Origin of the sequence: Lysobacter sp. CCNWLW3 (assembly GCF_036697405.1) — a bacterium.
In the GTDB taxonomy this organism is placed as follows: domain Bacteria; phylum Pseudomonadota; class Gammaproteobacteria; order Xanthomonadales; family Xanthomonadaceae; genus Lysobacter.
Genome location: NZ_JBAHWA010000004.1, coordinates 279,736 through 303,487 on the forward strand (window position 1 = coordinate 279,736; position 23,752 = coordinate 303,487).

The 23,752-nt window shown below is 69.2% G+C and carries 24 protein-coding genes and 1 tRNA gene; 5 read left to right on the forward strand and 20 right to left on the reverse strand.

Annotated elements, in window-relative coordinates; translation table 11 throughout:
* Positions 1–23 precede the first annotated feature (23 nt).
* Positions 24–596, reverse strand: coding sequence for a hypothetical protein (locus tag V1318_RS10140; protein WP_332939522.1), 573 nt, complete (start codon positions 594–596; stop codon positions 24–26).
* 285 nt (positions 597–881) lie between these two features.
* Between V1318_RS10140 and V1318_RS10145 the strand changes: the two genes are divergently transcribed.
* The 3 genes from V1318_RS10145 to V1318_RS10155 all read left to right on the forward strand — a co-directional run bounded on the left by V1318_RS10145 (position 882) and on the right by V1318_RS10155 (position 3,239).
* On the forward strand, positions 882–1,619 hold the full coding sequence (locus tag V1318_RS10145) for a GAP family protein (RefSeq protein WP_332939523.1): 738 nt from the start codon (positions 882–884) through the stop codon (positions 1,617–1,619).
* 346 nt (positions 1,620–1,965) lie between these two features.
* A complete protein-coding gene (locus tag V1318_RS10150) occupies positions 1,966–2,832 on the forward strand; it encodes a DUF1684 domain-containing protein (RefSeq protein ID WP_332939524.1) in 867 nt (288 codons plus the stop codon).
* Between the two features lie 92 nt (positions 2,833–2,924).
* Positions 2,925–3,239, forward strand: coding sequence for a hypothetical protein (locus V1318_RS10155; protein WP_332939525.1), 315 nt, complete (start codon positions 2,925–2,927; stop codon positions 3,237–3,239).
* A gap of 109 nt (positions 3,240–3,348) precedes the next feature.
* Here the strand turns inward: V1318_RS10155 and V1318_RS10160 are convergent.
* The 16 genes from V1318_RS10160 to V1318_RS10235 all read right to left on the reverse strand — a co-directional run bounded on the left by V1318_RS10160 (position 3,349) and on the right by V1318_RS10235 (position 16,594).
* Positions 3,349–3,424 (reverse strand) — tRNA-Lys (locus V1318_RS10160).
* 93 nt (positions 3,425–3,517) lie between these two features.
* A complete protein-coding gene (gene queC, locus V1318_RS10165) occupies positions 3,518–4,216 on the reverse strand; it encodes a 7-cyano-7-deazaguanine synthase QueC (protein WP_332939526.1) in 699 nt (232 codons plus the stop codon).
* 121 nt (positions 4,217–4,337) lie between these two features.
* Positions 4,338–5,015: a 7-carboxy-7-deazaguanine synthase QueE gene (gene queE / locus V1318_RS10170; protein ID WP_332939528.1), complete on the reverse strand. Its 678-nt coding sequence runs from the start codon at positions 5,013–5,015 to the stop codon at positions 4,338–4,340.
* A 167-nt stretch (positions 5,016–5,182) separates the two neighbouring features.
* Positions 5,183–6,022 carry a tol-pal system protein YbgF gene (gene ybgF, locus V1318_RS10175; RefSeq protein ID WP_332939529.1) on the reverse strand — a complete coding sequence of 280 codons (840 nt, stop codon included), beginning with the start codon at positions 6,020–6,022 and terminating at the stop codon, positions 5,183–5,185.
* A gap of 15 nt (positions 6,023–6,037) precedes the next feature.
* A complete protein-coding gene (gene pal, locus V1318_RS10180; protein ID WP_332939530.1) occupies positions 6,038–6,577 on the reverse strand; it encodes a peptidoglycan-associated lipoprotein Pal in 540 nt (179 codons plus the stop codon).
* An 83-nt stretch (positions 6,578–6,660) separates the two neighbouring features.
* A complete protein-coding gene (gene tolB / locus V1318_RS10185; RefSeq protein ID WP_332939531.1) occupies positions 6,661–7,974 on the reverse strand; it encodes a Tol-Pal system beta propeller repeat protein TolB in 1,314 nt (437 codons plus the stop codon).
* Positions 7,975–8,106: 132 nt separating this feature from the next.
* A complete protein-coding gene (locus V1318_RS10190) occupies positions 8,107–9,060 on the reverse strand; it encodes a TonB C-terminal domain-containing protein (protein WP_332939532.1) in 954 nt (317 codons plus the stop codon).
* Positions 9,057–9,506, reverse strand: a complete 450-nt coding sequence (gene tolR / locus V1318_RS10195; protein ID WP_332939533.1) for a protein TolR — start codon at positions 9,504–9,506, stop codon at positions 9,057–9,059. The genes V1318_RS10190 and tolR overlap by 4 nt, the downstream gene beginning before the upstream one ends.
* A 95-nt stretch (positions 9,507–9,601) precedes the next feature.
* Positions 9,602–10,387, reverse strand: coding sequence for a protein TolQ (gene tolQ / locus V1318_RS10200; protein WP_332939534.1), 786 nt, complete (start codon positions 10,385–10,387; stop codon positions 9,602–9,604).
* A 37-nt stretch (positions 10,388–10,424) separates the two neighbouring features.
* Positions 10,425–10,859 carry a tol-pal system-associated acyl-CoA thioesterase gene (gene ybgC, locus V1318_RS10205; RefSeq protein WP_332939535.1) on the reverse strand — a complete coding sequence of 145 codons (435 nt, stop codon included), beginning with the start codon at positions 10,857–10,859 and terminating at the stop codon, positions 10,425–10,427.
* A gap of 4 nt (positions 10,860–10,863) precedes the next feature.
* Positions 10,864–11,892: a Holliday junction branch migration DNA helicase RuvB gene (ruvB, locus tag V1318_RS10210; protein WP_332939537.1), complete on the reverse strand. Its 1,029-nt coding sequence runs from the start codon at positions 11,890–11,892 to the stop codon at positions 10,864–10,866.
* Between the two features lie 67 nt (positions 11,893–11,959).
* Positions 11,960–13,900: a potassium transporter Kup gene (locus V1318_RS10215; RefSeq protein ID WP_332939538.1), complete on the reverse strand. Its 1,941-nt coding sequence runs from the start codon at positions 13,898–13,900 to the stop codon at positions 11,960–11,962.
* A gap of 34 nt (positions 13,901–13,934) precedes the next feature.
* The gene (gene ruvA, locus V1318_RS10220; RefSeq protein WP_332939539.1) at positions 13,935–14,540 is read right to left on the reverse strand and encodes a Holliday junction branch migration protein RuvA; all 606 of its coding nucleotides are present in this window, start codon (positions 14,538–14,540) and stop codon (positions 13,935–13,937) included.
* A gap of 34 nt (positions 14,541–14,574) precedes the next feature.
* Positions 14,575–15,102, reverse strand: coding sequence for a crossover junction endodeoxyribonuclease RuvC (gene ruvC, locus V1318_RS10225; protein ID WP_332939540.1), 528 nt, complete (start codon positions 15,100–15,102; stop codon positions 14,575–14,577).
* A 9-nt stretch (positions 15,103–15,111) separates the two neighbouring features.
* Positions 15,112–15,843 (reverse strand): YebC/PmpR family DNA-binding transcriptional regulator, encoded by a 732-nt coding sequence (locus V1318_RS10230; RefSeq protein WP_332939541.1) that lies wholly within the window; start codon positions 15,841–15,843, stop codon positions 15,112–15,114.
* A gap of 94 nt (positions 15,844–15,937) precedes the next feature.
* On the reverse strand, positions 15,938–16,594 hold the full coding sequence (locus V1318_RS10235; RefSeq protein WP_332939542.1) for an alpha/beta hydrolase: 657 nt from the start codon (positions 16,592–16,594) through the stop codon (positions 15,938–15,940).
* A gap of 314 nt (positions 16,595–16,908) precedes the next feature.
* Here V1318_RS10235 and V1318_RS10240 point away from each other — a divergent pair, with 314 nt between their 5' ends.
* The gene (locus V1318_RS10240; RefSeq protein ID WP_332939543.1) at positions 16,909–18,381 is read left to right on the forward strand and encodes a DUF4832 domain-containing protein; all 1,473 of its coding nucleotides are present in this window, start codon (positions 16,909–16,911) and stop codon (positions 18,379–18,381) included.
* A 329-nt stretch (positions 18,382–18,710) separates the two neighbouring features.
* On the opposite strand, the gene V1318_RS10245 is transcribed toward V1318_RS10240, so the two are convergent.
* Together V1318_RS10245 and aspS are read right to left on the reverse strand one after the other, a co-directional pair.
* On the reverse strand, positions 18,711–19,238 hold the full coding sequence (locus V1318_RS10245) for a GNAT family N-acetyltransferase (protein ID WP_332939544.1): 528 nt from the start codon (positions 19,236–19,238) through the stop codon (positions 18,711–18,713).
* A 205-nt stretch (positions 19,239–19,443) separates the two neighbouring features.
* Positions 19,444–21,210, reverse strand: coding sequence for an aspartate--tRNA ligase (aspS, locus tag V1318_RS10250; RefSeq protein ID WP_332939545.1), 1,767 nt, complete (start codon positions 21,208–21,210; stop codon positions 19,444–19,446).
* A 253-nt stretch (positions 21,211–21,463) separates the two neighbouring features.
* Between aspS and V1318_RS10255 the strand changes: the two genes are divergently transcribed.
* A complete protein-coding gene (locus tag V1318_RS10255) occupies positions 21,464–22,375 on the forward strand; it encodes a DUF3011 domain-containing protein (protein ID WP_332939546.1) in 912 nt (303 codons plus the stop codon).
* A 70-nt stretch (positions 22,376–22,445) separates the two neighbouring features.
* Here V1318_RS10255 and V1318_RS10260 read toward each other — a convergent pair whose 3' ends face one another.
* The gene (locus tag V1318_RS10260) at positions 22,446–22,769 is read right to left on the reverse strand and encodes a zinc ribbon domain-containing protein (protein ID WP_332939568.1); all 324 of its coding nucleotides are present in this window, start codon (positions 22,767–22,769) and stop codon (positions 22,446–22,448) included.
* Between the last annotated feature and the right edge of the window lie 983 nt (positions 22,770–23,752).

Genomic DNA, 23,752 nt, shown 5'->3' on the forward strand with positions numbered 1-23,752 from the left:
ATCACGCATCGCAGCGTCCCGCTTCACTCCTTGGCGGGAGCGAACTTCATGGTTTCGTACAGCTTGGCCATGCCGGCGCTCGCGGCGCTTTCGTTCGCGGCCAGGGTCTGGGCGAAGATCAGGCAGACCCAGCCGTCGCCGCAGGGCTTGAGTGCGTACAGGTCGACCCGCTTGGCGTACGGCGAATCGGCACCGAACACGGTATGCGTATAGCGCGAGACCAGGGCCGGAAAACGTCCGCCCAGCTTGTAGTCGCTGTGCTTGGGTTCGCTGTAGTTCTTGGAGCCGTCGATCTGGCGCGCGACCAGGAATTCGGCCGCGCCTTCGAGCGAGGGCGCGATGTCTTCGGGATAGACCTGCAGCGTGATGTCCAGCCCCAGGGTCTCGAAGTCCGGCTTGTCGGCCTCGATGCCGAGCGCGCGTCCGCCGCCCTCGTCCATGGCGGTGTTCTCGGTCACCGTCCAGTTGCCCGGCAGCGAAACGCTGACGCCGTCCTGGGCGTATTTCTTGGCGTGGGCGACATCCGGTGCGGCGATGGCGCGCGTTTCGGTCTCTGCCGCATGCGCAGGCGTAGCGGTGGCGGCGAGCGTCAGCATCAGGAGGCTAAGCGAGGAACGAAGCATGGGAATCCTTTCTACGGGGGATAAGCGCCGCATGGGCGAACGCCACGATAATGGCTGGTGGAGCCGTCGACAATCCGGATCGGCTCGATATGCGCCACCCCGGTTTGCGTATGCGACGCATCAACCCGGGGCACCGCCTGCCTCGACGCGGCGCGGCGCACCCAAGCCGCCGCAACGATCCGCATGCATGCCCAACGGCCCAGGCCTTGCCGCCGCTGCCTGTCCCACAATGCGGCTCCGCCCATCGCCCCCCAACGCATGACCGACATCGTCCTACCCGTGCTCGGCCTGGCCGTCGTGGACAGCGTCAATCCTTCGGCGCTGGCCGTCGCGCTGTGGTGGATGGCGCGCCCCGGCGCGGCGCCACGCCTGCTGGCCTATATCGCCGGCATCGCCCTGAGCTACACGGTCCTGGGCATCGCCCTGATGCTGGGCCTGGGCGCGGCGGTCGCGCGTTTCGGCCAGGCCTTCGATCACCCGCTGGCGCTGGCGATCCAGCTCGCGCTCGGACTGGGCATGCTCGGTTATGCGATCTTCGCGCCCAAGCAAGGCAAAGCCGCGCCGGCGCAACCGCAACCACGCGTGGGCGGCCTGATCGGCATGGCCCTGCTGGGCATGACGGTCACCGCGATCGAGATGGTCACCGCGCTGCCCTACTTCGCCGCGATCGCCCTGATGACCTCGGCCAAGCTCGGCGTCTGGCAATGGCTGCCGCTGCTGCTGGTCTACAACGCGATCTTCGTCGCGCCGCCGCTGGCGCTGCTGGGCCTGTACCTGTTCGCGGGCCGCCGCCTGCAGGGCCGTTTCGAGCGTTGGCGCGAATCGCTGCAACGCGGCGCGCGCGAGACCCTGCTGTGGATCGTGGGAATCGCCGGCGTGGCCCTGGCCGGCGACGCGGCCGGGCGTTTCACGGGCCAGCGCGCCGATCTGTCCGATGTCCTGGCACCGGCCCGCTCGGAGGTCGGCAGGTCCGAGCGAATGGTGCCGCCGGGCTAGGCACCGACGAGACTTCCATAAGCACAGCTTGTGCCTATTCAATAACTTTCGCGTTGTTGCGCCGGCGAGCGCCGACTTATGCTTCTCGCAGCAACGGGTCCAGGCCCCATTACCTGCCGAGTAAATTCACGGCGCCGACTTTTTCCTTATAAGTCCCGCTAAGGCAAGCCATTCGCCGATACAGACGCGATTGCCTGGCGCCCCCAGGCGCGTCGCGTTCGTGCGCGCGGCCCGCGTTCATGAGCGAAGTGCCTGGAAAAGCATAGTTTCGCCGATCCGCATCGCCCTACCATCGCCGAATGGGCAGGTACGCCCTCGCCAACAACCATCGTTTCGGAGGCAAGATATGCGCTGGATATTGCTGCTGTGCATGTTTCTATCGTCGCAAGCGCTCGCAGGCGAGCTCGACGGGCATCAACAATGGCTTTCCTTCACGCAGGGCGCCGCGTTCAACGCGGCCGGCCCGACCGGCATGTATGCCGCGCAGGACATGAAGGAAATCGCGGCCGGACAATCGCTGTTCCTGCGCGCCGCCGGCACCGCCGGCCAACTCGCCTGGTCGAACACGCCGGGTTCCGCGGACCTCGCGCGGATCGAGTTCCGCAACGCGCGGGCCATGCTCAGCGGGCCCGGAATCGCGGCGACGGACCTGCTGAAACGAGAGGGCCGGCAACTGACCTTGCCCAACCAGATGACCGTCAGGGTGTCCTTCCTCGGAACCACCACGCTCAAGGTCTGGCTGTACAACCCGGCGCTGGTGCAAAAGCGCGGATTCCGCGGCCTGGACTATTTCCCGTACAACCCCAAGGGCGTGATCGCGGCCTCGTTCACCCCCAGCGCGAACCCGACCGCGGTCAACTACCTCGATTCGCGCGAGCACGCGGGCGTGATGTACGCCATGGGCACGGTGAGGCTGCCCATCGCCGGCCGCGTGCACACCGTCAAGGCCTACAGTTACAAGAACCGCTGGGCCGACATCGACGCCCTGCTCCTGCTGATCAAGGACAAGACCAGCGGCAAGTCGACCTACGGCGGCGGGCGCGTCATCGAACTGCATATTCCCAAGGGCGCCGCCCCGAAGACCTTGTCCGTCGATCTGAACATGGCCTACAGCTTTCTTTGCGCGCACTCGGATTTCTACAACTGTCCTATCGCCCTGGCCAATCGCATCGACGAAGCGCTTAGCTACGGCGAGAAATATCCCGCGCTGTGATGACGATCGGCGTCGCAAGGGGCCGCACCGGCCCGCAAGCCTGACGGCGGCGGTGGCCCGATCGATTCGGGCCCAGGCCGCCAGGAGTCGTTATGACCACGAGAGAAGAACTGGTCGAGCATCTGTGGCGGGAGATCATCAACCCGCTCGACGACCCCAGCGTGCTCGACAACATCATCGCCAACTGCAAGCGCGATCCCGAGGCCGGCTTCGCCGCGGTCGGTCCGGTGATCGAGCGCGCGCTCGCCGCCGGCATCCCGGCGGCGGACCTTTGCCTGATCTATCGCAGCGCGACCTACGAGGCGGTGTTCGGCACCCTGTACGCCATCGGCGATCCCGGAGTGGACGGCAACGACGTCTTCGGCCTGTACGAGGACCTGGGCACATCGCCCAGCGCCAAATGGTGATCGGCCCGTGGAGTTCGCCAGTGGAAGCTGTCGGAGGCGGCGGCGGGCTCGCCGCTTCGGGGCCTGCTCGCTGCTGCGGCGCATGGCCAGGGCGAGGAGCGGCTGGGATTGGTGGGCCGTGTAGGATTCGAACCTACGACCAAAAGATTAAAAGTCTTCTGCTCTACCGACTGAGCTAACGGCCCGGAACATCGCCGGCAGCGTGCCGGAGTCGGCCATTCTAACAAGCCGTCCGCGCCGAGTCAGGCCCCCATGCAGCCGGGGCCCGGCGCCGCGGTTCAGACGTAGTGCGTGGGATCGGCCACGCCGGCGGCGGCGAAGCCTTCGGCGCGCAGGCGGCAGGCGTCGCAGTGGCCGCAGGCGCGGCCCTCGTCGTCGGCCTGGTAGCAGGACACGGTCTGGGCGAAATCCACGCCCAGGCGCAGGCCCTCGCGCACGATGTCGGCCTTGCTCAGGTACTGCAGCGGCGCGCGCACGCGCAGGCCCGCGCCCTCGACGCCGGCCTTGGTGGCCAGATTGGCCAGGCGTTCGAAGGCCTCGACGAACTCCGGGCGGCAGTCGGGATAACCCGAATAGTCGACCGCGTTGACGCCGCAGTAGATGTCGGCCGCGCCCAGCACCTCGGCCCAGCCCAGCGCCACCGACAGCATGATGGTGTTGCGCGCCGGCACGTAGGTGACCGGGATGTCGTCCTTGGCCGCGTCCACGCCGACCGGGTGGTGGTCGGTATCCAGCGGCACCGAGATCGCCTCGTCGGTCAGGGCCGAGCCGCCGATGCTGCGCAGGTCGACGTTGACGGTCTTGTGCGCGACCGCGCCCAGCGAGCGTGCCACGCGCGCGGCGGCATCGAGCTCGGAGGTGTGGCGCTGGCCGTAGCGCACGCTCAGCGCATGCACGGCATAGCCCTGCTCGCGCGCGATGGCGATGACGACGGCGGAGTCCATGCCACCGGAAACGAGGACGACGGCTTTTTTCATTTCGGGATTCGAGATTGGAGATTAGGGATTGGTCGGAGCGAGCGATGGGAGGAACGCAGAATCCGGCTGAGTCGGAAGCCGCTGTTGCGAATCCCGAATTCCCAATCCCGAATCCCGGCGCTTACCGCCCCGGCTCGTCGTTCCAAAGAATCTTGTGCAGCTGCAGCTGGAAGCGCACCGGCAGGCGGTCGGCGACGATCCAGTCGGCCAGGTCGCTGGGTTTGACCTGGCTGAAGCTGGGCGAGAACAGCACGTCGCAGACTTCGGTCAGGCGGTGCTGCGCGACCACGGCCTTGGCCCAGTCGTAGTCCTGGCGGCTGCAGATCACCAGCTTGACCTGGTCGCGCGCGGTCAGCAGCGCCAGATTGCTCCACAGGTTGCGGTGCGCTTCCTTGGAATCCGGGGTCTTGATGTCGAGCACGCGCGATACGCGTGGGTCGACCTCGGCGATGTCGATCGCGCCGGAGGTTTCCAGCGAGACCTCGTAGCCGGCATCGCACAGGCGGGCGAGCAGGCCGATGCAGCGCTTCTGCGCCAGCGGCTCGCCGCCGGTCACGCAGACGTGGCGCGCGCCGTGGCGGGCGACCTCGGCCAGGATGTCGTCCATCTGCCACCACTCCCCGCCATGGAAGGCGTAGGCGGTGTCGCAGTACTGGCAGCGCAGCGGGCAACCGGTCAGGCGCACGAACACGGTCGGCCAGCCGATGCTGCGGGCTTCGCCTTGCAGGGACAGGAAGATTTCGGTCAGCCGCAGGCGCTCGGGCGACGCCAGGGCCGCGTCGGTCGATACGGCGTTCATACGCCTAGTTTATCGGAGCCGGGCCGCCAGGGCCCGAACGGCGCTGGAATGCTGCGGCGCGCGGGCGCGACGGGAGGGGCGGCCTCGGCAGCCCGGGGTGCGGCGGGGATCGAGCTGGTGCGGTCGCGGCTTACGCCGCTCCTACCGGGAGCGGCTGGGCGGGCGGCTCAGCGCAGGCGGCCGAGCTGGAGCGCGTTGAGGCGGTCGGAGGCGGCGCGCGCCGCGTCGGTGCCGGGGAAGCGCGACACCACTTCGCCCAGGGTGCGTTCGGCGGCGTCGATCTGGCGCAGGCCCTGCTGGGACAGGCCGAGCTTGAGCAGCGCGCCCGGGGCCTTGTCGTGGGTGGGGTAACGCTCGTACAGCGACTGGAACTGGACCAGGGCGAGCTGGTAGTTCTGGGTCACGTAGTAGCTCTCGCCCAGCCAATACAGCGCGTTGGGCGTGTAGGTGCCGTTCGGGTAGGTCTCGACGAAGGCCTGGAACATGCGCGCCGAGTCGGCGTAGAGGCCGGCCTTGAGCGCGTTGAAGGCGATGTCGTAGGCGCTGCGCTCGTCGGCGCTCTGGGCCACCGCGCCGGGGTCGCCGTAGACCGCCGGCGGGCGGTCCTGGGCGGCCGCGTGCGGAGCCGGCGGCGGCGGAGCGACGGCCGCTGGCTTGGGTGCGGCGGCGGCCGGCGCCGATGCCGGTGCCGGTGCGGCCGGGGCACCGCCTTCGAGCCGGTTGAGGCGACCGTCCAGGTCCAGATACTGGTTCTTGCTCGACTGCTGCAGCTGCTGGTTCTGCTGCTGCAATTCCTCGACCTGTGAGCGCAGGGCCTGGAGTTCGGACTTGAGCTGGGTGACCTGGTTCAGCAGGTCGACATTGGCCTGGTTGTTGGCCGCGCGCTGCTCCAGCACCGTGACGCGGTCGGCCAGGCTGGCGCGTTGGGCGTAAGCGGGGGCGGCGGCCGCGAGGGCCGCCGCTCCGCAGACGATCGAAGCCGCTAGGGTCTGTGCGAACGTGCGCATCGATCGTGGGTCCGATTACTTGGCGGTGTACACGATCTCGACGCGACGGTTCTTGGCCCAGCAGTCCTCGTTGGACTCGGTGCAGACCGGGCGCTCTTCGCCGTAGGAGGTCACGGTGATCTGGCTACCCGAACCGCCGTTGGCCTGGATCGCCGAGGACACCGCATTGCCGCGGCGCTCGCCGAGGCCGAGGTTGTACTCGCGGCTGCCGCGCTCGTCGGCGTTGCCTTCCAGGGTCATGCGCGAGGACGGACGGTCGCGCAGGTACTTGGCGTGGCAGCCGACGATGGCCTGGAACTCCGGCTTCAGGCTGTCCTGATCCAGATCGAAGTAGACCACGCGCTGGCGCAGGCAGGCGTCGGTGTCGAGATCGTTCGGACCGTACGCGCCCGAGGCGACCGGACCGGTGTCGGTCGAGGGCTGGGTGGTGCCGACGTTGCTGCCGGAGTCGGTCGGCGGAACTTCCTTGACCTTCTTGGAGCAGGCGACAGCGACGGTGCAAAGCAGTGCGGCGAGCACGACCTTGCCGACGGTGGCAGGAGCGATCTTGTTCATGGGTTTTCCTCGTCTGGTGGAACAGGGGGCAGGATTAGCGGGACAGCAGGTGCCGGGGGATCGATCTGGGGAATGGCTCGCAGTCACTGCGGCGTGCGGTAGGGACCCCACGCCGGTTCGCGCACGTCGCCGTCGTCCAGCACCACCCGCTCGCGCACGCGAGCGTCGGCGGAGACCGAATACAGCACGCCGCGGCGGCCTTCGCGCGCAGCATAAATGATCATGGCGCCGTTCGGAGCGAAGGTCGGGGACTCGTCCAGCGAGCCCGGCGACAGCGTGCTCCAGCGCGCCGAGCCCAGGCTGCTGTCCATCATGGCGATGCGGTAGGTGTTGCCCGCGCCCTGCGCGACCGCGATCTTCTTGCCGTCGAAGGACACGCTGGGGGTGGCGTTGTAGCTGCCCTGGAAGGTCACGCGGGTGGCACCGCCGCCGCTGGAGGAGACCTGGTAGATCTGCGGCTTGCCGCCGCGGTCGGAGGTGAAGTAGATCTTGCTGCCGTCGGCGCTCCAGGTCGGCTCGGTGTCGATGCCGAAATGGTTGGTCAGCTGGGTCAGCGCGCGGCTGCCCAGGTCCATCACGTAGATCTCGGGGTTGCCGCTGCGCGACAGGGTCAGGGCCAGGCGGCGGCCGTCCGGCGAGAACGCCGGCGCGCCGTTGATGCCGCGGTACTTGGCCACCAGTTCGCGGCTGCCGGAGCTGATGTTCTGGATGTAGATCGAGGAGTTGCCGCCCTCGAAGCTGACGTAGGCCAGGCGGTTGCCGTCCGGGCTCCAGGCCGGCGACAGCAGCGGCTCGGGCGAGCGCACCACCGGCTGCGGATTGAAGCCGTCGGAGTCGGCGATCTTGAGCACGTAGTCGGCGCCGCGGCCGGTGCCGTTGGCGGTGACGTAGGCGATGCGGGTGTAGAACGCGCCGCGCACGCCGAGGATCTTCTGGTAGATCGCATCGGCGATCTGGTGGGCGGCGTCGCGCACCACGTTGGCGCGCGCGGTGTAGGCGAAGCCGGCCAGGCGCTGCTGCTTGGCGACGTCGAACAGTTCGTACTCGATGCGGTAGCTGCCGGCGCCGCCGTCGATCACGCGCCCGACCACGATGTAGTCCTGGTTGATCGCGCGCCATTCCGGGTAGTTGATGTCGCTGCCGCGGCTGGGCTGGCTGGCCATGCGCTCCACCGGCAGGCCGCGGAACTGGCCCGAGCGGTTGAGGTCGTCGCGGATCACCTTGGCGATATCGGTGGCCGGCGCGGCGCCGGCGCCCTGATAGGGCATGGGCACCACCACGATCGGCAGCGCTGCGGCCTTGCCGCCGACGATATCGACATCCAGCCCCTGGGCGGCGGCGGAAAACGGAAGCAGCAGCGCCAGCAGCGCGGCCAGCCAGGACAGGGGTCGGTTCATCGGCACTCCATACGGATCATTCGGACGCGGCACTGTTCAGCTTGGGATTCTTAACAGTTTGGAGGTGAACGCCACCTCAAAGCTGAACGAATTCAAGCTGAGCAAGCATTGGAGCCGCCCAAGCGGCCCGGTTCACTGGTCCTGGGCGGTGAAATTGAAGTTGAGCTGGCGGTTGAACACCTTCTCGAAGCCCGCGTAGGGCAAGGGCTGGGCCTTGAGCACCGCGGCCTCGATCGAGCGCCGCGCCTGCTCGTCGTAGGAACACGGCGACGATACCTGCGCGTCGATGACGGTACCGCCTTGGAGCTGGCGGATCACCAGGCGGCACTTGGCGCCCAGGGGCACGTTGTCGGGCCGGGTCCATTTGGCCAGGATCGCCGCCTGCAGCGCGGCCTGGTAGGCCGCCATCAGGCCCGGATCGCCCTGGCCGCCGGTACCGGGATTGGGCTGGCTGGCGTCGGCCTGGCTGGACGAGGCGCTGCGGGCCTGGGCGTCGGCGAGCTGCTTGAGGCGCTGCTCGGCCAGGCTGGCCTCGCGCGCGGCCGCGGCGCGCTTGCGGCGGATGTCCTCGAGCTGCTTCTGGCGCTCCAGTTCCATCGCGGTCAGGCGCTGCTGGCGCTGGATCTCGAGCTGGCGCTCCTGCTGCGTGAGGTCGACCTGGTCCTGCTGGCGCTTGGCCTCCTGCACCTGCTGCTCGGTGGCCTGGTTCGGGGTCGGGGTGTCGACCACCTGCTCCTGAGTGGTTTCGTCGGGGACCGGGATGAAGTCCTGCGGCGCCTGCTGCTGCGGCGTGGGCGCGTCCTGCGGGCGCGGCTCGGGTTCCGGCTGCGGCAGCGGCAGGGCGTCTTCGGGTTCGGGCTGCGGCAAGGGCTCCTCGACCGCAGGCGCGACCTGGCTGCGCAGGGTGCGCTGCATCGTCGCCGACAGGTCGGAGGCGTCGGTCAGCTCGGTGGCCATCGGCGATCCGCCGCCTTCCGGCGCGCCGCCCCAGTTCAGGGCGCTGAGCAGCAGGGCCAGGATCAGCAGCCCGTGCAGCGCCAGGGCCAAACCGACGGCTTGCGCGGTGTCGGCTTTGCTTTCCCTCATCGGGCTTTGCTCTTCTCGGGCTGGCTGATCAGGCCGACCTTCTCGACCCCGGCGCCCTGCAGGATGTTCATCACGTCCATCACGCGCTGGTAGTTCGACTGGCCGTCGCCGGCCACGTAGACCTGGACCTTGTCCTTGCCGTTCTCGGCGACCAGCGCGCTCATGCGGGTGCGCAGCGTCTGCGCGGTCACGCCTTCCTTCTTGTCGGCCTTGACCGCCAGGAAGTAGTTGCCCGCGGCGTCGACCTGCACCACCACCGGATCGTTCTTGGTTTCGATCGACTTGGCGTTGGAATTGGGCAGGTCGACGTCGATGCCCAGGGTCAGCAAGGGCGCTGTGACCATGAAGATGATCAGCAGCACCAGCATCACGTCGATGTAGGGCACGACGTTGATTTCGGCCTTGAGTTTGCGCTTGCGGTGGCGGCGCGTGGATATGCCGGACATGGCCTTGCCTCTCTTTCTTTACGAGGCCTTCCGCGGGGGCGGAAAGCGCAGGCGCGCGGACGCGCTCGGGTGCGGATGCGTGCGTGCGGCCCGCATCAGGCTTCGTCGAGGTGGGACTGCCGTTGCAGGATCGAGGAGAACTCCTCGGAGAACGCGTCGTAGCGCACCGACAGGCGCTCCACGCCGGTGGCGAAACGGTTGTAGGCCCAGACCGCCGGGATCGCCACGAACAGGCCCATCGCGGTGGCCAGCAGCGCCTCGGAGATGCCGGGCGCGACGTCGGCGATGCCGACCTGCTTGGTGGTCGAGATCAGCGAATGCATGGTGACCATGATGCCGAACACGGTGCCGACCAGGCCGATGTAGGGCGAGGTGGAGCCGATGTTGGCCAGCAGTTCGAGGTTGTGCTCCAGGCCGTCGAGCTCGCGCGAACCGGTCGCGCGCATCGCGCGCTGGGCGCCTTCGAGCTGGGCGCGGGCGTCGACGCCGCGGCGCTGGCGGATGCGGTTGAACTCGCGGAAGCCGGCTTCGAAGATCGCCTCCAGGCCGCCGACGCCGCGGCCGCGCTCGGTGGTGCCGGCGTAGAGCTTGCTCAGCTCGGCGCCGGACCAGAAGCGCTCCTCGAAGTGGTCGGCCTCGTGCTTGGCGCGCCGGATCACCTTCCATTTGCGGAAGATGATGATCCAGGACGTGACCGAGGCCAGCACCAGCAGGGCCATGATGAACTGCACCGGCAAGCTGGCGTCGCGCAACAGGGCCAGCAGACTGAAGTCGCCACCGGCGGCGGTGGCGGCGCTGGCGACCTGCGTCGCCGCGCTGGCGGCCTGTTCCGGCAGGGCTTCCACGGTCGTGGCCAGTAGCGCGATCAACGATGACGTCATGCTTGTTTCTCCGTAGCCCGCAGCACGGGCCTAGTGGTTACGTTGTTTCCTGCGACGCCGGGGTTTCCAGCGCTTTGAGCGGCTCGTACAGCGCCGCCGGAATCGGGCGCGGACGGAAGCCCTGCGCGTCCAGCGCCGCCACCCGCACGGTCGCCGTGAGCAGGCGCTCGCCGCCGCGGTGGATGGCCTGCGCGAACACCAGGCTGGCGCGGCGGCACTCGCGCAGCTCGGCCGACACCGACAGGGCGTCGTCCAGCCGCGCGGGCTTGAGGAAGTCGATCTGCATCGCGCGGACCGCGAACACCAGCTCGAATTCCAGCCGCAGCCGCTCCTGGCCGTAACCCTGCGCGCGCACCCACTCGCTGCGCGCGCGCTCCAGGAACGCCAGGTATTGCGCGTGGTAGACCACGCCACCGGCGTCGGTATCTTCCCAATAGACGCGTGTCGGCCAACTGAACGCCGGTGCAATCACTCGCTCAACCCTCTTCGAAAAGCCCGCCGGCATTGGCTTTCGGCTTCAGGCCGATGTGCCGGTAGGCCTTGGGCGTGGCCATGCGGCCGCGCGCGCTGCGGACCAGATAGCCCTGCTGGATCAGGTAGGGCTCGATCACGTCCTCGAGCGTGCCGCGTTCCTCGCTGAGCGCGGCGGCCAGCGATTCGATCCCGACCGGGCCGCCGTCGAAGGATTCGACGATGGTCGTCAGCAGGCGCCGGTCGAGCTCGTCGAAGCCCTGCGGGTCGACCTTGAGCATGGCCATGGCCGCGTCCGCGGTCGCGTTGTCGATACGCCCGCCGGCGCGCACCTGGGCGTAATCGCGTACGCGCCTCAGCAGGCGGTTGGCGATGCGCGGGGTGCCGCGCGAGCGCTTGGCGATCTCGGCCGCGCCCTCGGGTTCGCAGTGGATGCCCAGGATCTGGGCCGAACGGCGCACGATCCGGGTCAGTTCCTCGGCGCTGTAGAACTCCAGGCGCTGGACGATGCCGAAGCGGTCGCGCAGCGGCGCGGTCAGCAGGCCGGCGCGGGTGGTGGCGCCGATCAGGGTGAACGGCGGCAGGTCGAGCTTGATCGAGCGCGCCGCGGGGCCCTCGCCGATCATGATGTCGATCTGGTAGTCCTCCATCGCCGGATACAGCACTTCCTCGACCACGGGCGAGAGGCGGTGGATCTCGTCGACGAACAGCACGTCGTGCGGCTGCAGATTGGTCAGCAGCGCGGCCAGGTCGCCGGCCTTCTCGATCACCGGGCCGGAGGTCTGGCGCAGGTTCACGCCCAGCTCGTTGGCGATCACGTGGCTGAGGGTGGTCTTGCCCAGGCCGGGCGGACCGAAGATCAGGACGTGGTCCAGGGCCTCGCCGCGGCCCTTGGCGGCCTCGATGTAGATCTTGAGCTGCTCGCGGACCGGCTGCTGGCCCAGGTACTCGTCCAGGCGCTTGGGCCGGATCGAGGCCTCCAGGGCCTCGTCCTCGCGGGTGGCGCCGGGGGCGATGATGCGGTCGTCGGTCATGCGCCTATGTTCGCATGGCCGCGCGCGGGCCGCCCACGCCGCGGCGCACGTTCCGGCGACGCCGCGCTCAGATCTCGACCTGCGCGCCCAGCTCGACCAGGCGGTTGCCCGGAATGCGGAAGAAACCGGTCGCCGGCGCGGCGTTGCGGTGCATGAACGCGAACAGGCGGTCGCGCCAGATCGGCATGCCCCGGTGGCGGCTGGCGACCACCGTCTCGCGGCTGGCGAAATAGGTGGTGTCCATTGGGTCGAAGTAGATGCCGCCGGCGTCGCAGGAGCGCATCAGCGCCAGCGGCACGTCGGGCATTTCCATGAAGCCGAAACGGATCAGCACGCGGTAGAAATCGTCGCCGATGGCTTCGATCTTGAGCCGCTTCTCGCGCGGCGCGTGCGGCACGTTCAAGGTTTCCACGGTCAGGAACACGTTGCGCTCGTGCAGCACCTTGTTGTGCTTGAGGTTGTGCAGCAGCGCATGTGGGACCACGCCCTTGTCGGCGGTCATGAACACCGCGGTGCCGGGCACCCGGATCGGCGGCGCCAGCATCAGACCGGGCAGGAAGCTGTCGAGCTGGATGCCTTCCTTGCGCACTTCGTCGTGCAGCAGCTCGCGGCCGCGGCGCCAGGTGCGCATCACCGTGAACACGGTCAGGCCCAGCACCACCGGGAACCAGGCGCCGTCGAAGAACTTGGCGCCGTTGGCGACCACGAAGCCGAGATCGACGACGAAGAACACCACGCACAGCGGCAGCACCCAGGTGCGCCAGCGCGGCCACAGCGCGCGCGCGACCAGGGCCAGCAGCAGGGTGTCGATCAGCATGGTCGCCGACACCGAGATGCCGTAGGCGGTGGCCAGCGCGGTCGAGCTGCGGAAGGCCAGCACCACCGTGATCACCGCGATCGCCAGGATCCAGTTGATGTAGGGCACGTAGATCTGGCCGATGGTGTCGTGCGAGGTGTGCTTGATCTGCATGCGCGGGATGTAGCCCAGCTGCATGGCCTGGCGGGCGACCGAATAGGCGCCGGTGATGACCGCCTGCGAGGCGATCACCGCCGCCATCGTCGCCAGCACGATCATCGGGTACAACGCCCACGAGGGCACCGCCTCGAAGAAGGGGTTGCGCACCGCGGCCGGGTGATCGAGCACGAACGCGCCCTGGCCGAGGTAGTTCAGCATCAGGCAGGGCAGCACCATGATGTACCAGCCGTAGCGGATCGGCCGGGCGCCGAAGTGGCCCATGTCGGCGTACAGCGCCTCGCCGCCGGTCACCGCCAGCACCACCACGCCCAGGATCAGCACCGAGTGGGCGCCGTGTTCCATGAAGAAGCGCGCGCCCCAGATCGGATTCAGCGCCTTCAGCACTTCCGGCGCGTCGATGATGTTGTGGATGCCGATCGCGCCCAAGGCCAGGAACCACAGCACGGTGATCGGGCCGAACACGCGGCCGACCTTCTCGGTGCCGAAGCGCTGGGCCAGGAACACCATCACCAGGATCACCACGGTGATCGGCACGATGAAGCGGTGCAGGCCGGGCGCCGCGACTTCCAGGCCCTCGACCGCGCCCAGCACCGAGATCGCCGGGGTGATCACGCTGTCGCCGAAGAACAGCGAGGCGCCGAAGATGCCCAGGATGCCGACCACGTAGGCCGAGCGTCCGCCCTTGGCCAGGGTGCGCTGGGCCAGGGTCATCAGCGCCATGATGCCGCCCTCGCCCTCGTTGTCGGCGCGCATGATGATGGTCACGTACTTCAGCGTGACCACGATCATCAGGGCCCAGAACACCAGCGACAGGATGCCCAGCACGGTGTCGTGGTTGCCGACCAGGCCGAAGTGCGGCGAGAACGCCTCCTTCAGGGTGTACAGCGGGCTGGTGCCGATGTCGCCGAAGACCACGCCGATCGCGCCGACGACCAGCCCGGGCAAGCCCTTGCCGCCGTGGCCGTGACCGTGGCCCTGGGCGTCATGAGAGTTCTTGCGCGAAGGCGCAGCGGAAGGAACGGTGGAAGCCATGGTGCGAGTGCTCCGGGCGGGGGCCGCCGTGGGCTCAGCGAAGCGCGGACTTTAGCGCTTTGCGGATGATGGCGGCGGCGTCGTCGCCGGCGGCGGTGGCCTCGCGCGCCATGCGCGCGGCCTCGGCGGGCTTGTAGCCCAGTTGCTGCAGGGCGACGGTGGCCTCGCTCTGCGGGTCGGCGGGCACGCCGTTGCCGCCCAGGACGCTACCGGAGCCGACGAGCCCATCCCCATAGAGGCCGGCCGCGCGGTCGCGCAGCTCGACCACCATGCGCTCGGCGGTCTTCTTGCCGATCCCGGGGATGCGGGTCAGCGCGGTCACGTCGCCAATCTGGACCAGGCGCGCGAACTCCTCGACCGGCACGCCCGACAGCACGGCCAGCGCGATTTTGGCGCCGATGCCGCTGACCTTCTGCACATCGCGGAACAGACGGCGTTCGCTCTCGCGCAGGAAGCCGTACAGCGAGACGCTGTCCTCCTTCTGCGCGTAATGGGTGAACAAGGCGACCTCGCGGCCCAGTTCGGGCAGGTCGTAGAAGGTGCTCATCGGCGCTTCCAGCTCGTAGCCGACGCCGTTGACGTCCACGACGATCCACGGGGGCGCCTTGTGCACCAGGATGCCTTTGAGACGACCGATCACGGACACACTCCCTTGGGATGACGATGCCGCGCGCTCATGTGCCGCGCCTGCGCAGTTGCACCGCGCTCAGGCCGGTGCGGGCCGCGGTAGCGCTCATATGCGCATGCGTCAGGGCCACCGCAAGGGCGTCGGCGGCGTCCGCCTGCAGCTTCATTTCCGGCAGGTTCAGCAGCAAACGCACCATGTGCTGGACCTGCTGCTTGTCGGCCGCGCCGCGGCCGACCAGCGACTGCTTGATCACCCGCGGGGCGTATTCGCAGATCGGGATGCGCCGGCGCACCACGGTCGCCAGCGCGGCGCCGCGGGCGTGGCCCAGCTTCAACGCCGACATCGCGGACTTGTCCATGAACACGGTTTCGATCGCGACCTGCTGCGGCCGCCATTCGTCCAGCGCCGCTTCCAGCCCCTCGCACAGCAAGCCCAGCCGCGACGGGAAGTCCTCGGCGTCGAGCAGCTTCAATGCCTGCGCGTGCACATAGGTGCAGCGGCCGTCGGCCGCGACGTCGATGACGCCCAGGCCGGTCCGCTGGGAACCGGGGTCGATGCCGAGGATGCGGATCACGCAGGCAGTCTACGCGTAGGCGTCGGCGCCGAGTTCGGCGTTGGAGTAGACGTTCTGGACATCGTCCAGGTCTTCCAGCCAGGCCAGCATCTTGACCACCTGCTGCGCGGTCTCGCCGGCGACGGCGATGTCGTTCTCGGCGCGGTAGGTGACCTCGGCCTGCTCCGGCGCCAGGCCGGCCGCCTCCATCGCCGCCTTCACCGCGGCGAACGCGTCGGGCGCGGTCAGCACGTCGATGGAGCCGTCGTCCGGATAAACCACGACGTCGTCGGCGCCGGCCTCGATCGCCGCTTCGGTGATCTTGTCCTCGTCCGAGCCGGCCGGGAACCACAGCACGCCGCGCTTTTGGAACAGGAACGCGACCGAACCGTCGGTGCCCAGATTGCCGCCGAACTTGCCGAAGGCGTGGCGCACGTCGGCGACGGTGCGGACCTTGTTGTCGGTCAGGCAGTCGACGATCACCGCCACGCCGCCCGGGGCGTAGCCCTCGTAGCGCACTTCCTCGTATTCCACCCCTTCCAGGGCGCCGGTCGCCTTCTTCACCGCGCGTTCGATCACGTCCTTGGACATGTTGGCCGACAGGCCCTTGTCGATCGCGGTGCGCAGGCTGGGATTGCCGCCGGGATCGCCGCCGCCGCGGCGCGCGGCCACGCTGATCTCGCGGATGATCTTGGTGAAGATCTTGCCGCGCCGCGCGTCCTCGGCGTTCTTGCGCGCTTCGATCGACGGACCTCTACCCATGGCGTTATCGGCTCAATCTGTGAACAAGCCGGCGATTTTACTCGATAGTGCGCGTCCGCCGGGGCCGGCGCGCCCAGGCCGGGCCGGCCGGGGCTCAGGCGCGCAGGCGGCCATGCCGGAAATAGGCCGCGGCCATGGCGGCGGCCTCGGCCGAGAACAGCAGGCCGGTATGGCTGGCGGCGATCACGGCATGGTCGCTGAGCCCGTCCAGGCGGGTCTCGGCGACCGCCACGGTGCCGTCGCTGTCGGGGCCGAGATCGCCGAAATAGCGGCCCAGGCCGTGCGGGGTGGAGCCGGCGATCACCGCCACCTCGGCCCGGCCGCGCCAGGGCGGACAGCCGTGCAGCAGCAGTTCGGCGCTGCGGCCCAGCGCGGCCGCGGTCCAGGCACGGCGGGCCAGCCCGCCGGCGGCGGCGCTGCCGCACAGGGGCGAGCCCAGGCAGACCACGCGCCGGACCGGCAGTTCGGGGTGCGCGGCCAAGGTGCTGAGGGTGATCAGGCCGCCCAGGCTGTGGGCCAGGACGTGGGTCGGGCCGGCGCCGAGGCGTGCGACCAAGCCGGGCAGGGCCGCGTCCGGGCCGCCGGCGGCGCCGGCATAAGCATGCAGGGCGGGCTCGTAGCCGGCCTGAGCCAGGCGCGCGGCCATCCAGCGCATCGACAGCGCCGGCATCCAGATGCCGTGGATCAGCAGCACCTTGCGCGTCGCATCCGCCGTCGTCGCTCGCTCCATCGCCGCTCCGTCGTTGGCCATGCCGGGGATATCGGGGCTGCGCCGATGCTAACCAAGTCGTGCCGCGCGGGTCCGGCACAGGAGCGGCGCGAGCGGCGACCGCGACGGTCGGGCGGCCCGCGCAGGCTCGTGAGCGTGACGGTCGCCGCTTGCGCCGCCCCACCTTGAAGCGGAGCGCGATGGCTCGCATCGCCGGCGCAAATCGCGTGGAACAAGCGTGACCAGGCTAGCGGAACGGTTGTCCCATCCACGGGACGCCTGGGACTGTGATGCCGCGCCCTCCCGGCGACGCGGGCAGCGCTCACCATCGCCGCCCCCCCCATCACGGAGTCCACATGGACCTGCGACCCGTCGTACCCGCCGCCCTCGCCGTCGCGCTGAGCGCCCTGCTCGCCCTCGTGCCCGCGCGCGCCGGCGAATCCATGCCCGCGCAAAGCAACGACGACCTGTCCAACCCGCACCGCGGCTTCCTGCTCTGGGGCACCACGGTCGGCGCCGACGGCGGTCTGCCCGACAACCATTACGGCGCCTCGATCTATCAGATCTACCTGCCCTGGCGCGAAGTCGAAACCGCCGATGAGCAGTACGACTGGGACGGCTTCGAGCAGCGCCATCTGGCGCCGATCCTGGCCGAGGCCCCCAACGCCACCTTCGTGCTGCGCCCGGTCGCCGACTACCCGGACAGCGTCGGCAACAACATCCACCACTACTACGACAGCGAACAAGCCGAGCGCGACTATCCCAAGTTCCTCGGCCAGGCCCCGCTCAATATTCCCGGCCACGCCTACACCAGTTGCGGCGGCGACGGCCCCGGCGTGGCGCCGGACTACAACACGCCGGCGATGCGCGAGCAGCTGCAGCAGTTCGTGCGCGCGTTCGCGCGCCGCTACGACGGCGACCCGCGCATCACCGCGGTCCATGTCGGCCTGCTCGGGTTCTGGGGCGAATGGCACACCTCCGGCTGCCCCGGCTACGAGCCCGACGCGACCACCCGCGCCCTGGTCCGCGACGCCTACACCAACGCCTTCGTGCAGACGCCGCTGCACACGCGTTATGCGCGCGCCAGCGATGTCGGCGGCGCCGCGTTCGGTTTCAGCGAGGACTTCTTCCCCTCCTACACCGCGATGTGCAACGCCTATACGCCCATGCTCAAGCGTTGCGACGACAGCGGTTGGTGGAACCTGGAGTGGGGCTACCGCAATGAGGTTCCGGCCGCGCGCGAGAACTGGCGGCTCAACCCGATCGGCGGCGAAAGCCCCTACGCCGACCAGAAGAAGCTGTGGACCGACCGCACCGCCGACATCGTCAAGCTGGTGCGCGACTACCACTTCAGTTGGCTGGGCCCGGCCGGGCAGCACGAGAACACCGGCACCGCGGCCTTCCGCGCCAAGCTGCTGAGCATCAAACGCGCGCTGGGCTACGAGTTCACCGTGCGCCGCGTGAGCTGGGCCGATCAGGCCGTGCCCGGCGCCGCCATGCCGGTCAGCCTGAGCATCGAGAATACCGGCGTGGCGCCGCTGTACCAGGTCTACCAGGCCGAGCTGCACTGGCTGGACGCGGGCGGCGCGCTGCGCGCCAAGTCGGTGCTGGACTATCCGCTCACCGGCCTGCCGCCGGGCGCGGCGCACAGCCAGGCGCTGCAGGCGACCGTACCCGCGACGCTGGCGCCGGGTCGCTACACCCTCAAACTGGCGCTGGCCGACAGTTGGCCCGGCCGGCGCGGCATCGCCCCGCAGAACGCCGGCCGCGACAGCGCGGGGCGCTTGAGTTTAGGGGTGGTGGATGTGGTGGCGGCGGCGCGGCGATGAGATTTCGATAGCGGCCGCACCCCGCGACCGTCAAGGTCGTCGCACCGGCACCCATGCGGCGACCTTGCACTGTAGGAGCGGCGTGAGCCGCGACCGCGAACCAGCGAGGCCAACGCAAGCGCCGAGTTTCGCGATCGCGACTCACGTCGCTCCTACAGGAAGCGGTACGCGCCCCACGGTGCCGTCGACCGACATCAGAGCGATGCGCCTCACTGTGGGAGCGGCGTGAGCCGCGATGCGTAGGTCTGGCTGCCAGCGCAAGCTTGCGTCGCACGCGCAGTGTCGTGGTCGCGGCTTACGCCGCTCCTACCAAGGCGGTGAGGTTCGGGTCAGGCTTGCGCGGGACGGCGCAGGATGAATTCGTGGTCGCGGGTGTCGCCGACCACGAACTCGTAATCGCCGACATGGACGAAGCCGTGGCGCGCATAAAAGCGCTGCGCGCCCTGGTTCTGCGACCACACGCCGATCCACAGCGTGCGCGGGCCGTCGCGCAGCAGCCAGTCCAGCACGACCTGGAACAGACGCCCGCCCCAACCACCGTTCTGTGCTTCGCGCAGTACGTACAGACGCTTGAGCTCGCCGTCGCCGGCCGCGACCTCGGCATGCGGCAAGCCGCAGGGCCCGGCCAGGGCGTGGCCGACCGCGACGCCGTCGCGCTCCATCAGCCAGACCGCGCATTCGGCGTCGCCGAGCACGCGCGCCTGCGCCTGGACCGAATAGCTATCGTCCAGGAAGCGCCGCAGATGCTCCGGCGGATACAGATGGCCGAAGGTTTCGATGAAGGTGCGCGCGCCCAGATCGGCCAGCAACGCCGCGTCGGCGGGAGTGGCGCGGCGGATACGGTAGTCGTCGCTCATGTCTCGACCTGTCCTCTCGTTGTCTGCCCGATGCAGGAGCGGCGTCCTACAGGGATTTCCTACGGTCATGGCCCGCGGCCGCGCAATCGACCGCGCTCGACGACCGCGTTGCAAAACCCTGGCCATCCGCACGATCGCCGCGGCGCCGACGGCCGTCGCGGCGAGGCCGCGGCTAGCGCCGCCCCACCCCAAGGCCGTGCGAGGCTTAGGCCGGATCCTTCGGCCGCACCATCACGTGCACTTCGGCCAGCTGCGCGTCCGGGATAGGCGACGGCGCGCCGGTCATCAGGCATTGCGCGGTGGTGGTCTTGGGGAAGGCGATCACGTCGCGGATCGACTCGGTGCCGGCCATCAGCGCGGCGATGCGGTCGATGCCGAAGGCGATGCCGCCGTGCGGCGGCGCGCCGTACTTGAGCGCGTCCAGCAGGAAGCCGAACTTGGCCTGCGCCTCTTCCGCGCCGATGCCGAGCAGATCGAACACCGCCGACTGCATCTGCGGGCGGTGGATGCGGATGGAACCGCCGCCGATCTCGTTGCCGTTGAGCACCATGTCGTAGCCGCGCGAGACCGCGGTCTTGGCGTTGGCGCGCAGGTCGGCGATGTCGTCCACCGCCGGCGCGGTGAAGGGGTGATGCAGGGCGACGTAGCGCTGCGCCTCCTCGTCCCACTCGAACATCGGGAAGTCGGTGACCCACAGCGGCTTCCAGCCGTCCTGGACCAGGCCCAGATCCTTGCCCAGCTTCAGGCGCAGCGCGCCCATGAAGTCGCTGGCGGTCTTGTAATCGGCCGCGCCGAAGAAGATCGCGTCGCCGGTCTGCGCGCCGGAGGCTTCGACGATGGCGGCCAGGGTGGCGTCGTCGAGGAACTTGGCGATCGGCGAGTTGATGCCTTCGCGGCCCTTGGACGCGTCCTCGATCTTCATCCAGGCCAGGCCCTTGGCGCCGTACTTGGCCGCGTGCGCGCCGGCGTCGTCGATCTGCTTGCGCGACCAGCCCGCGGCGCCCGGCGCACGCAGGGCGATCACGCGGCCGTCGGCATGGTTGGCCCAGTCGGTGAAGACCTTGAACTCGCAGTGCTTGACCAGCTCGGCGATGTCGACGAACTCCAGCTCGATGCGCAGGTCGGGCTTGTCCGAACCGTAGCGGCGCATCGCCTCGGCATAGCTCATGCGCGGGAACTGGGCGTCGAGCTCGACGTCGATGGATTCCTTGAACACCACCCGGATCATGTCCTCGACCGTGTCCTGCACGTCGCGCTCGGACACCCAGGCGAACTCCATGTCGAGTTGGGTGAACTCGAGCTGGCGATCGGCGCGCAGGGCTTCGTCGCGGAAGCAGCGCGCGATCTGGTAATAGCGGTCGAAGCCGGCCACCATCAGGATCTGCTTGAACAGCTGCGGCGACTGCGGCAGGGCGTAGAACTCGCCCGGGTGCATGCGCGCCGGCACCAGGAAGTCGCGCGCGCCCTCGGGCGTGGCCTTGGTCAGGATCGGGGTCTCGATGTCCTGGAAGCCGCGCGCATCCAGCCAGCGGCGCAGCGACTGCACCAGGCGGATGCGGGTGCGCATCATCTTCTGCATCTCGGGGCGGCGCAGGTCGAGGTAACGATAGGTCAGGCGGGTTTCCTCGCCGGCGTTCTCGTGGGCGTGGAACGGCAGCGGCTCGGCCTTGTTCAGCACCTCGATGGTCGCGGCCAGGATCTCGACCTTGCCGCTGCGGATCTTGTCGTTGGCGGCCTGGCGCGCGCGCACCGTGCCGGTCACGCGCACGCAGCTCTCCACGCTCAGGTCGCCGGCCGTCTTGAACAGCTCGGCCATGTCGGAATCGACCACGATCTGGACCACGCCCTCGTGATCGCGCAGATCGGTGAACACCACGTGGCTCTGGACGCGGTTGGTGTTGACCCAGCCGCACAAGGTGACGGTCTGGCCGATCAGCGCCTCGTCGACGAGGCCGCAGAAGTGGGTACGCATGGAAACTCCGGGATCGAAACGGCGGCCGGCGGCGGGGCCGGCACGGTGGGGGGCGCCGGGCGGGCCGGCGCGCGTCCGGGCCTGGGCCAGGAACACGCTATCTTAACGGCTCCGGCCGGTTACTTGTCCGGCCACGGCGACTGCGGCTGGATTTTGTCCATACCCAGTCCACTCACTTCCGCCCCCGTGCGCACCCGCATCACCGGCCGCGGCCCGGTCCGCCGCGCGCTCCACCCGGCTTAGGGGATAGGCCATGCTGAAACTGCTCAAACCGCTGTCGCTGGCGATGTGTCTGGCGGCGCTGGCGGCGCCCGCCCTGGTCCAGGCCCAGCCGCAGGCGCGCGCCTACGCGCCCGAGAACCTGCGCACCCTGTCCTACAACGATCAGGTCCGGGTGATCAGCCTGGAGTACTCCGAACAGTCCAACGGCCGGCGCATCCCGGACGACCAGCTGCGCTTCTATATCGACCAGGTCAACCGCTCCAACTGGACCTTCAGCCGGATCAAGGCCGATATCTCCCAGTCCCTGGCCGGCGGCGGCGGGGTCGGCCCCCAGCCCGGCGGCACGATCCGCTGCGAAAGCACCGACGGCCGGCCGCGCACCTGCCGCACCAGCTGGCCCGGCTATTCGCGCCTGCTGCGGCAGCTGTCCAAGACGCCCTGCACCGAGGGCAGCACCTGGCAGTCGCGCGACGGCAACATCTATGTCAGCGGCGGCTGCCGCGGCGAGTTCGGGCCCGGCCTGAGCCCGCCGGTGCCCCCGATCGGCCAGACCGTGCGCTGCGAAAGCAGCGACAACCGCCCGCGCACCTGCTCGGTGCCCTGGTACGGGCCGACGCGGCTGTCGCGCCAGCTGTCCAGCTCGGCCTGCATCGAGGGCCGCACCTGGCAGTCGCAGAACGGCCAGGTCTGGGTCAGCCAGGGCTGCCGCGCGGATTTCGTGGCCGGCGCGCAGATCCAGCCGCCGCAACCGGGGGCGCGCCGGGTCACCTGCTCCAGCGTCGACAACCGCACCACCACCTGTCCCTGGCCGCCGGGCTACGGCGTGCCGCGCCTGCTGCGGCAGATCTCCAAGCAGCCCTGCATCCAGGGCAACACCTGGGGCATCGGCTCGCAGACCGCGATCTGGGTCAGCCGCGGCTGCCGCGGCGAATTCGGTAACTGATCGGCCCCTGGCGGGCGCCGCAACGGCGCCCGTCGCCCCCCCGCGATGCCGCGAGGGCGCAATCCCGCGACTAGGACGCGGCCGGCTTGGCGGCCGGCTTGGGCTCGCTCTTGGCCGGCTCGGCCTTGGTTTCGGCCTTGGTCTCGGCCGGCTTGGGCGTGTCCGAACCGCCGGAACCGGCGGCGTCGGCCAGATTGCGCTTCTTGTCGCCGTCCTTCTTGAAGTCGGTCTCGTACCAGCCGCCGCCGGCCAGGCGGAACTGCGGCGCGGTGAGCTGACGGCTCACCCGTTCCGCGCCGCAGGACGGACAGACGCTGGGATCGGCGTCGGACAGCTTCTGCAGACGGTCGAAGCTGTGCCCGCAGGCGCTGCATTGGAAGGCGTAGATAGGCATTGCGGTCGGCGTTTTTCTGGGACGGACGAGGGGAAGGATGGGGGTGGCAGCCCGCGATTCAACCACAACCGGGGCCGGGACCGCTGGGAGCCGCAGCGCCAGCGGCGCCAGGCAGGCCCCGGCGATGCATTGATGGTAGTTGGGGCGAATGGTGGTGACGACGTCGTAGGTGCCGGTGTAGCCGGGCGGCTTTTGCTCGAACTGGGTGTGCAGCTCCTCGATTCCGTACAAACGGTCGCCGACGCGCTTGAGCGGACGGAAATAGCGGATCCGACTCGGCGCGCAGGTTTGCGCTCCGGCCGCGAAGGCGGTGGCGCAGTCGTGCACGAAACGCGAACCCTGTCCCGGACCAAAACTGGCGCGCGTGCGGATGTCGTAAACCCGCTCGCCCAGCGCCTCCCAACGCGCGACAGCGCTTTGGGCGCCGCTCTCATAGCTGTAGTCACGCTGCTCGGCGCTGCCGCCGGCGTTGCGCTGGATCTCCAGCGTGCTGTGCGGGTTCGGATACGCGTTCACCAGGGCCTGCACCGATCCGGTGGTCCAGGTGCCCTGCGCATGCGCGGCCGGGAACGGCACGCTCTCCACCGCCAGCGAGCCGCTCACACCGGACAAGGTTTGCCCGGCGGTTGCGCCGCTGGTGCCGGTGGCCACGTAGACCACGGTATCGGCGAGTTCGTCGTCGCCGTCGATGCTCCAATAACGCAGGCTCGCCAGCGGTCCATGCACCAACAGTTGCCTGCCTTCGACGCCCCAGGCGAAGGCGACGCCCCAGCCGGCGGTCTGCGGCTGCATGTTGGCGCCGACCTTGGCGCCGTGGTCCTCGGTGATGCCGCTGCCGCCTGGATCGAAACGGTGCTGGACGAAGTCGCAGCTTTCCAGGCGCAGATCGCCACCCAGATCGGGGGCCGGCAGCGCGCACGGCCAGGGCAAGGCGCGCCGGGTCGGCGCCGAGGTCCAGGCGCGCGCGCGCGCGACCTCCTGCA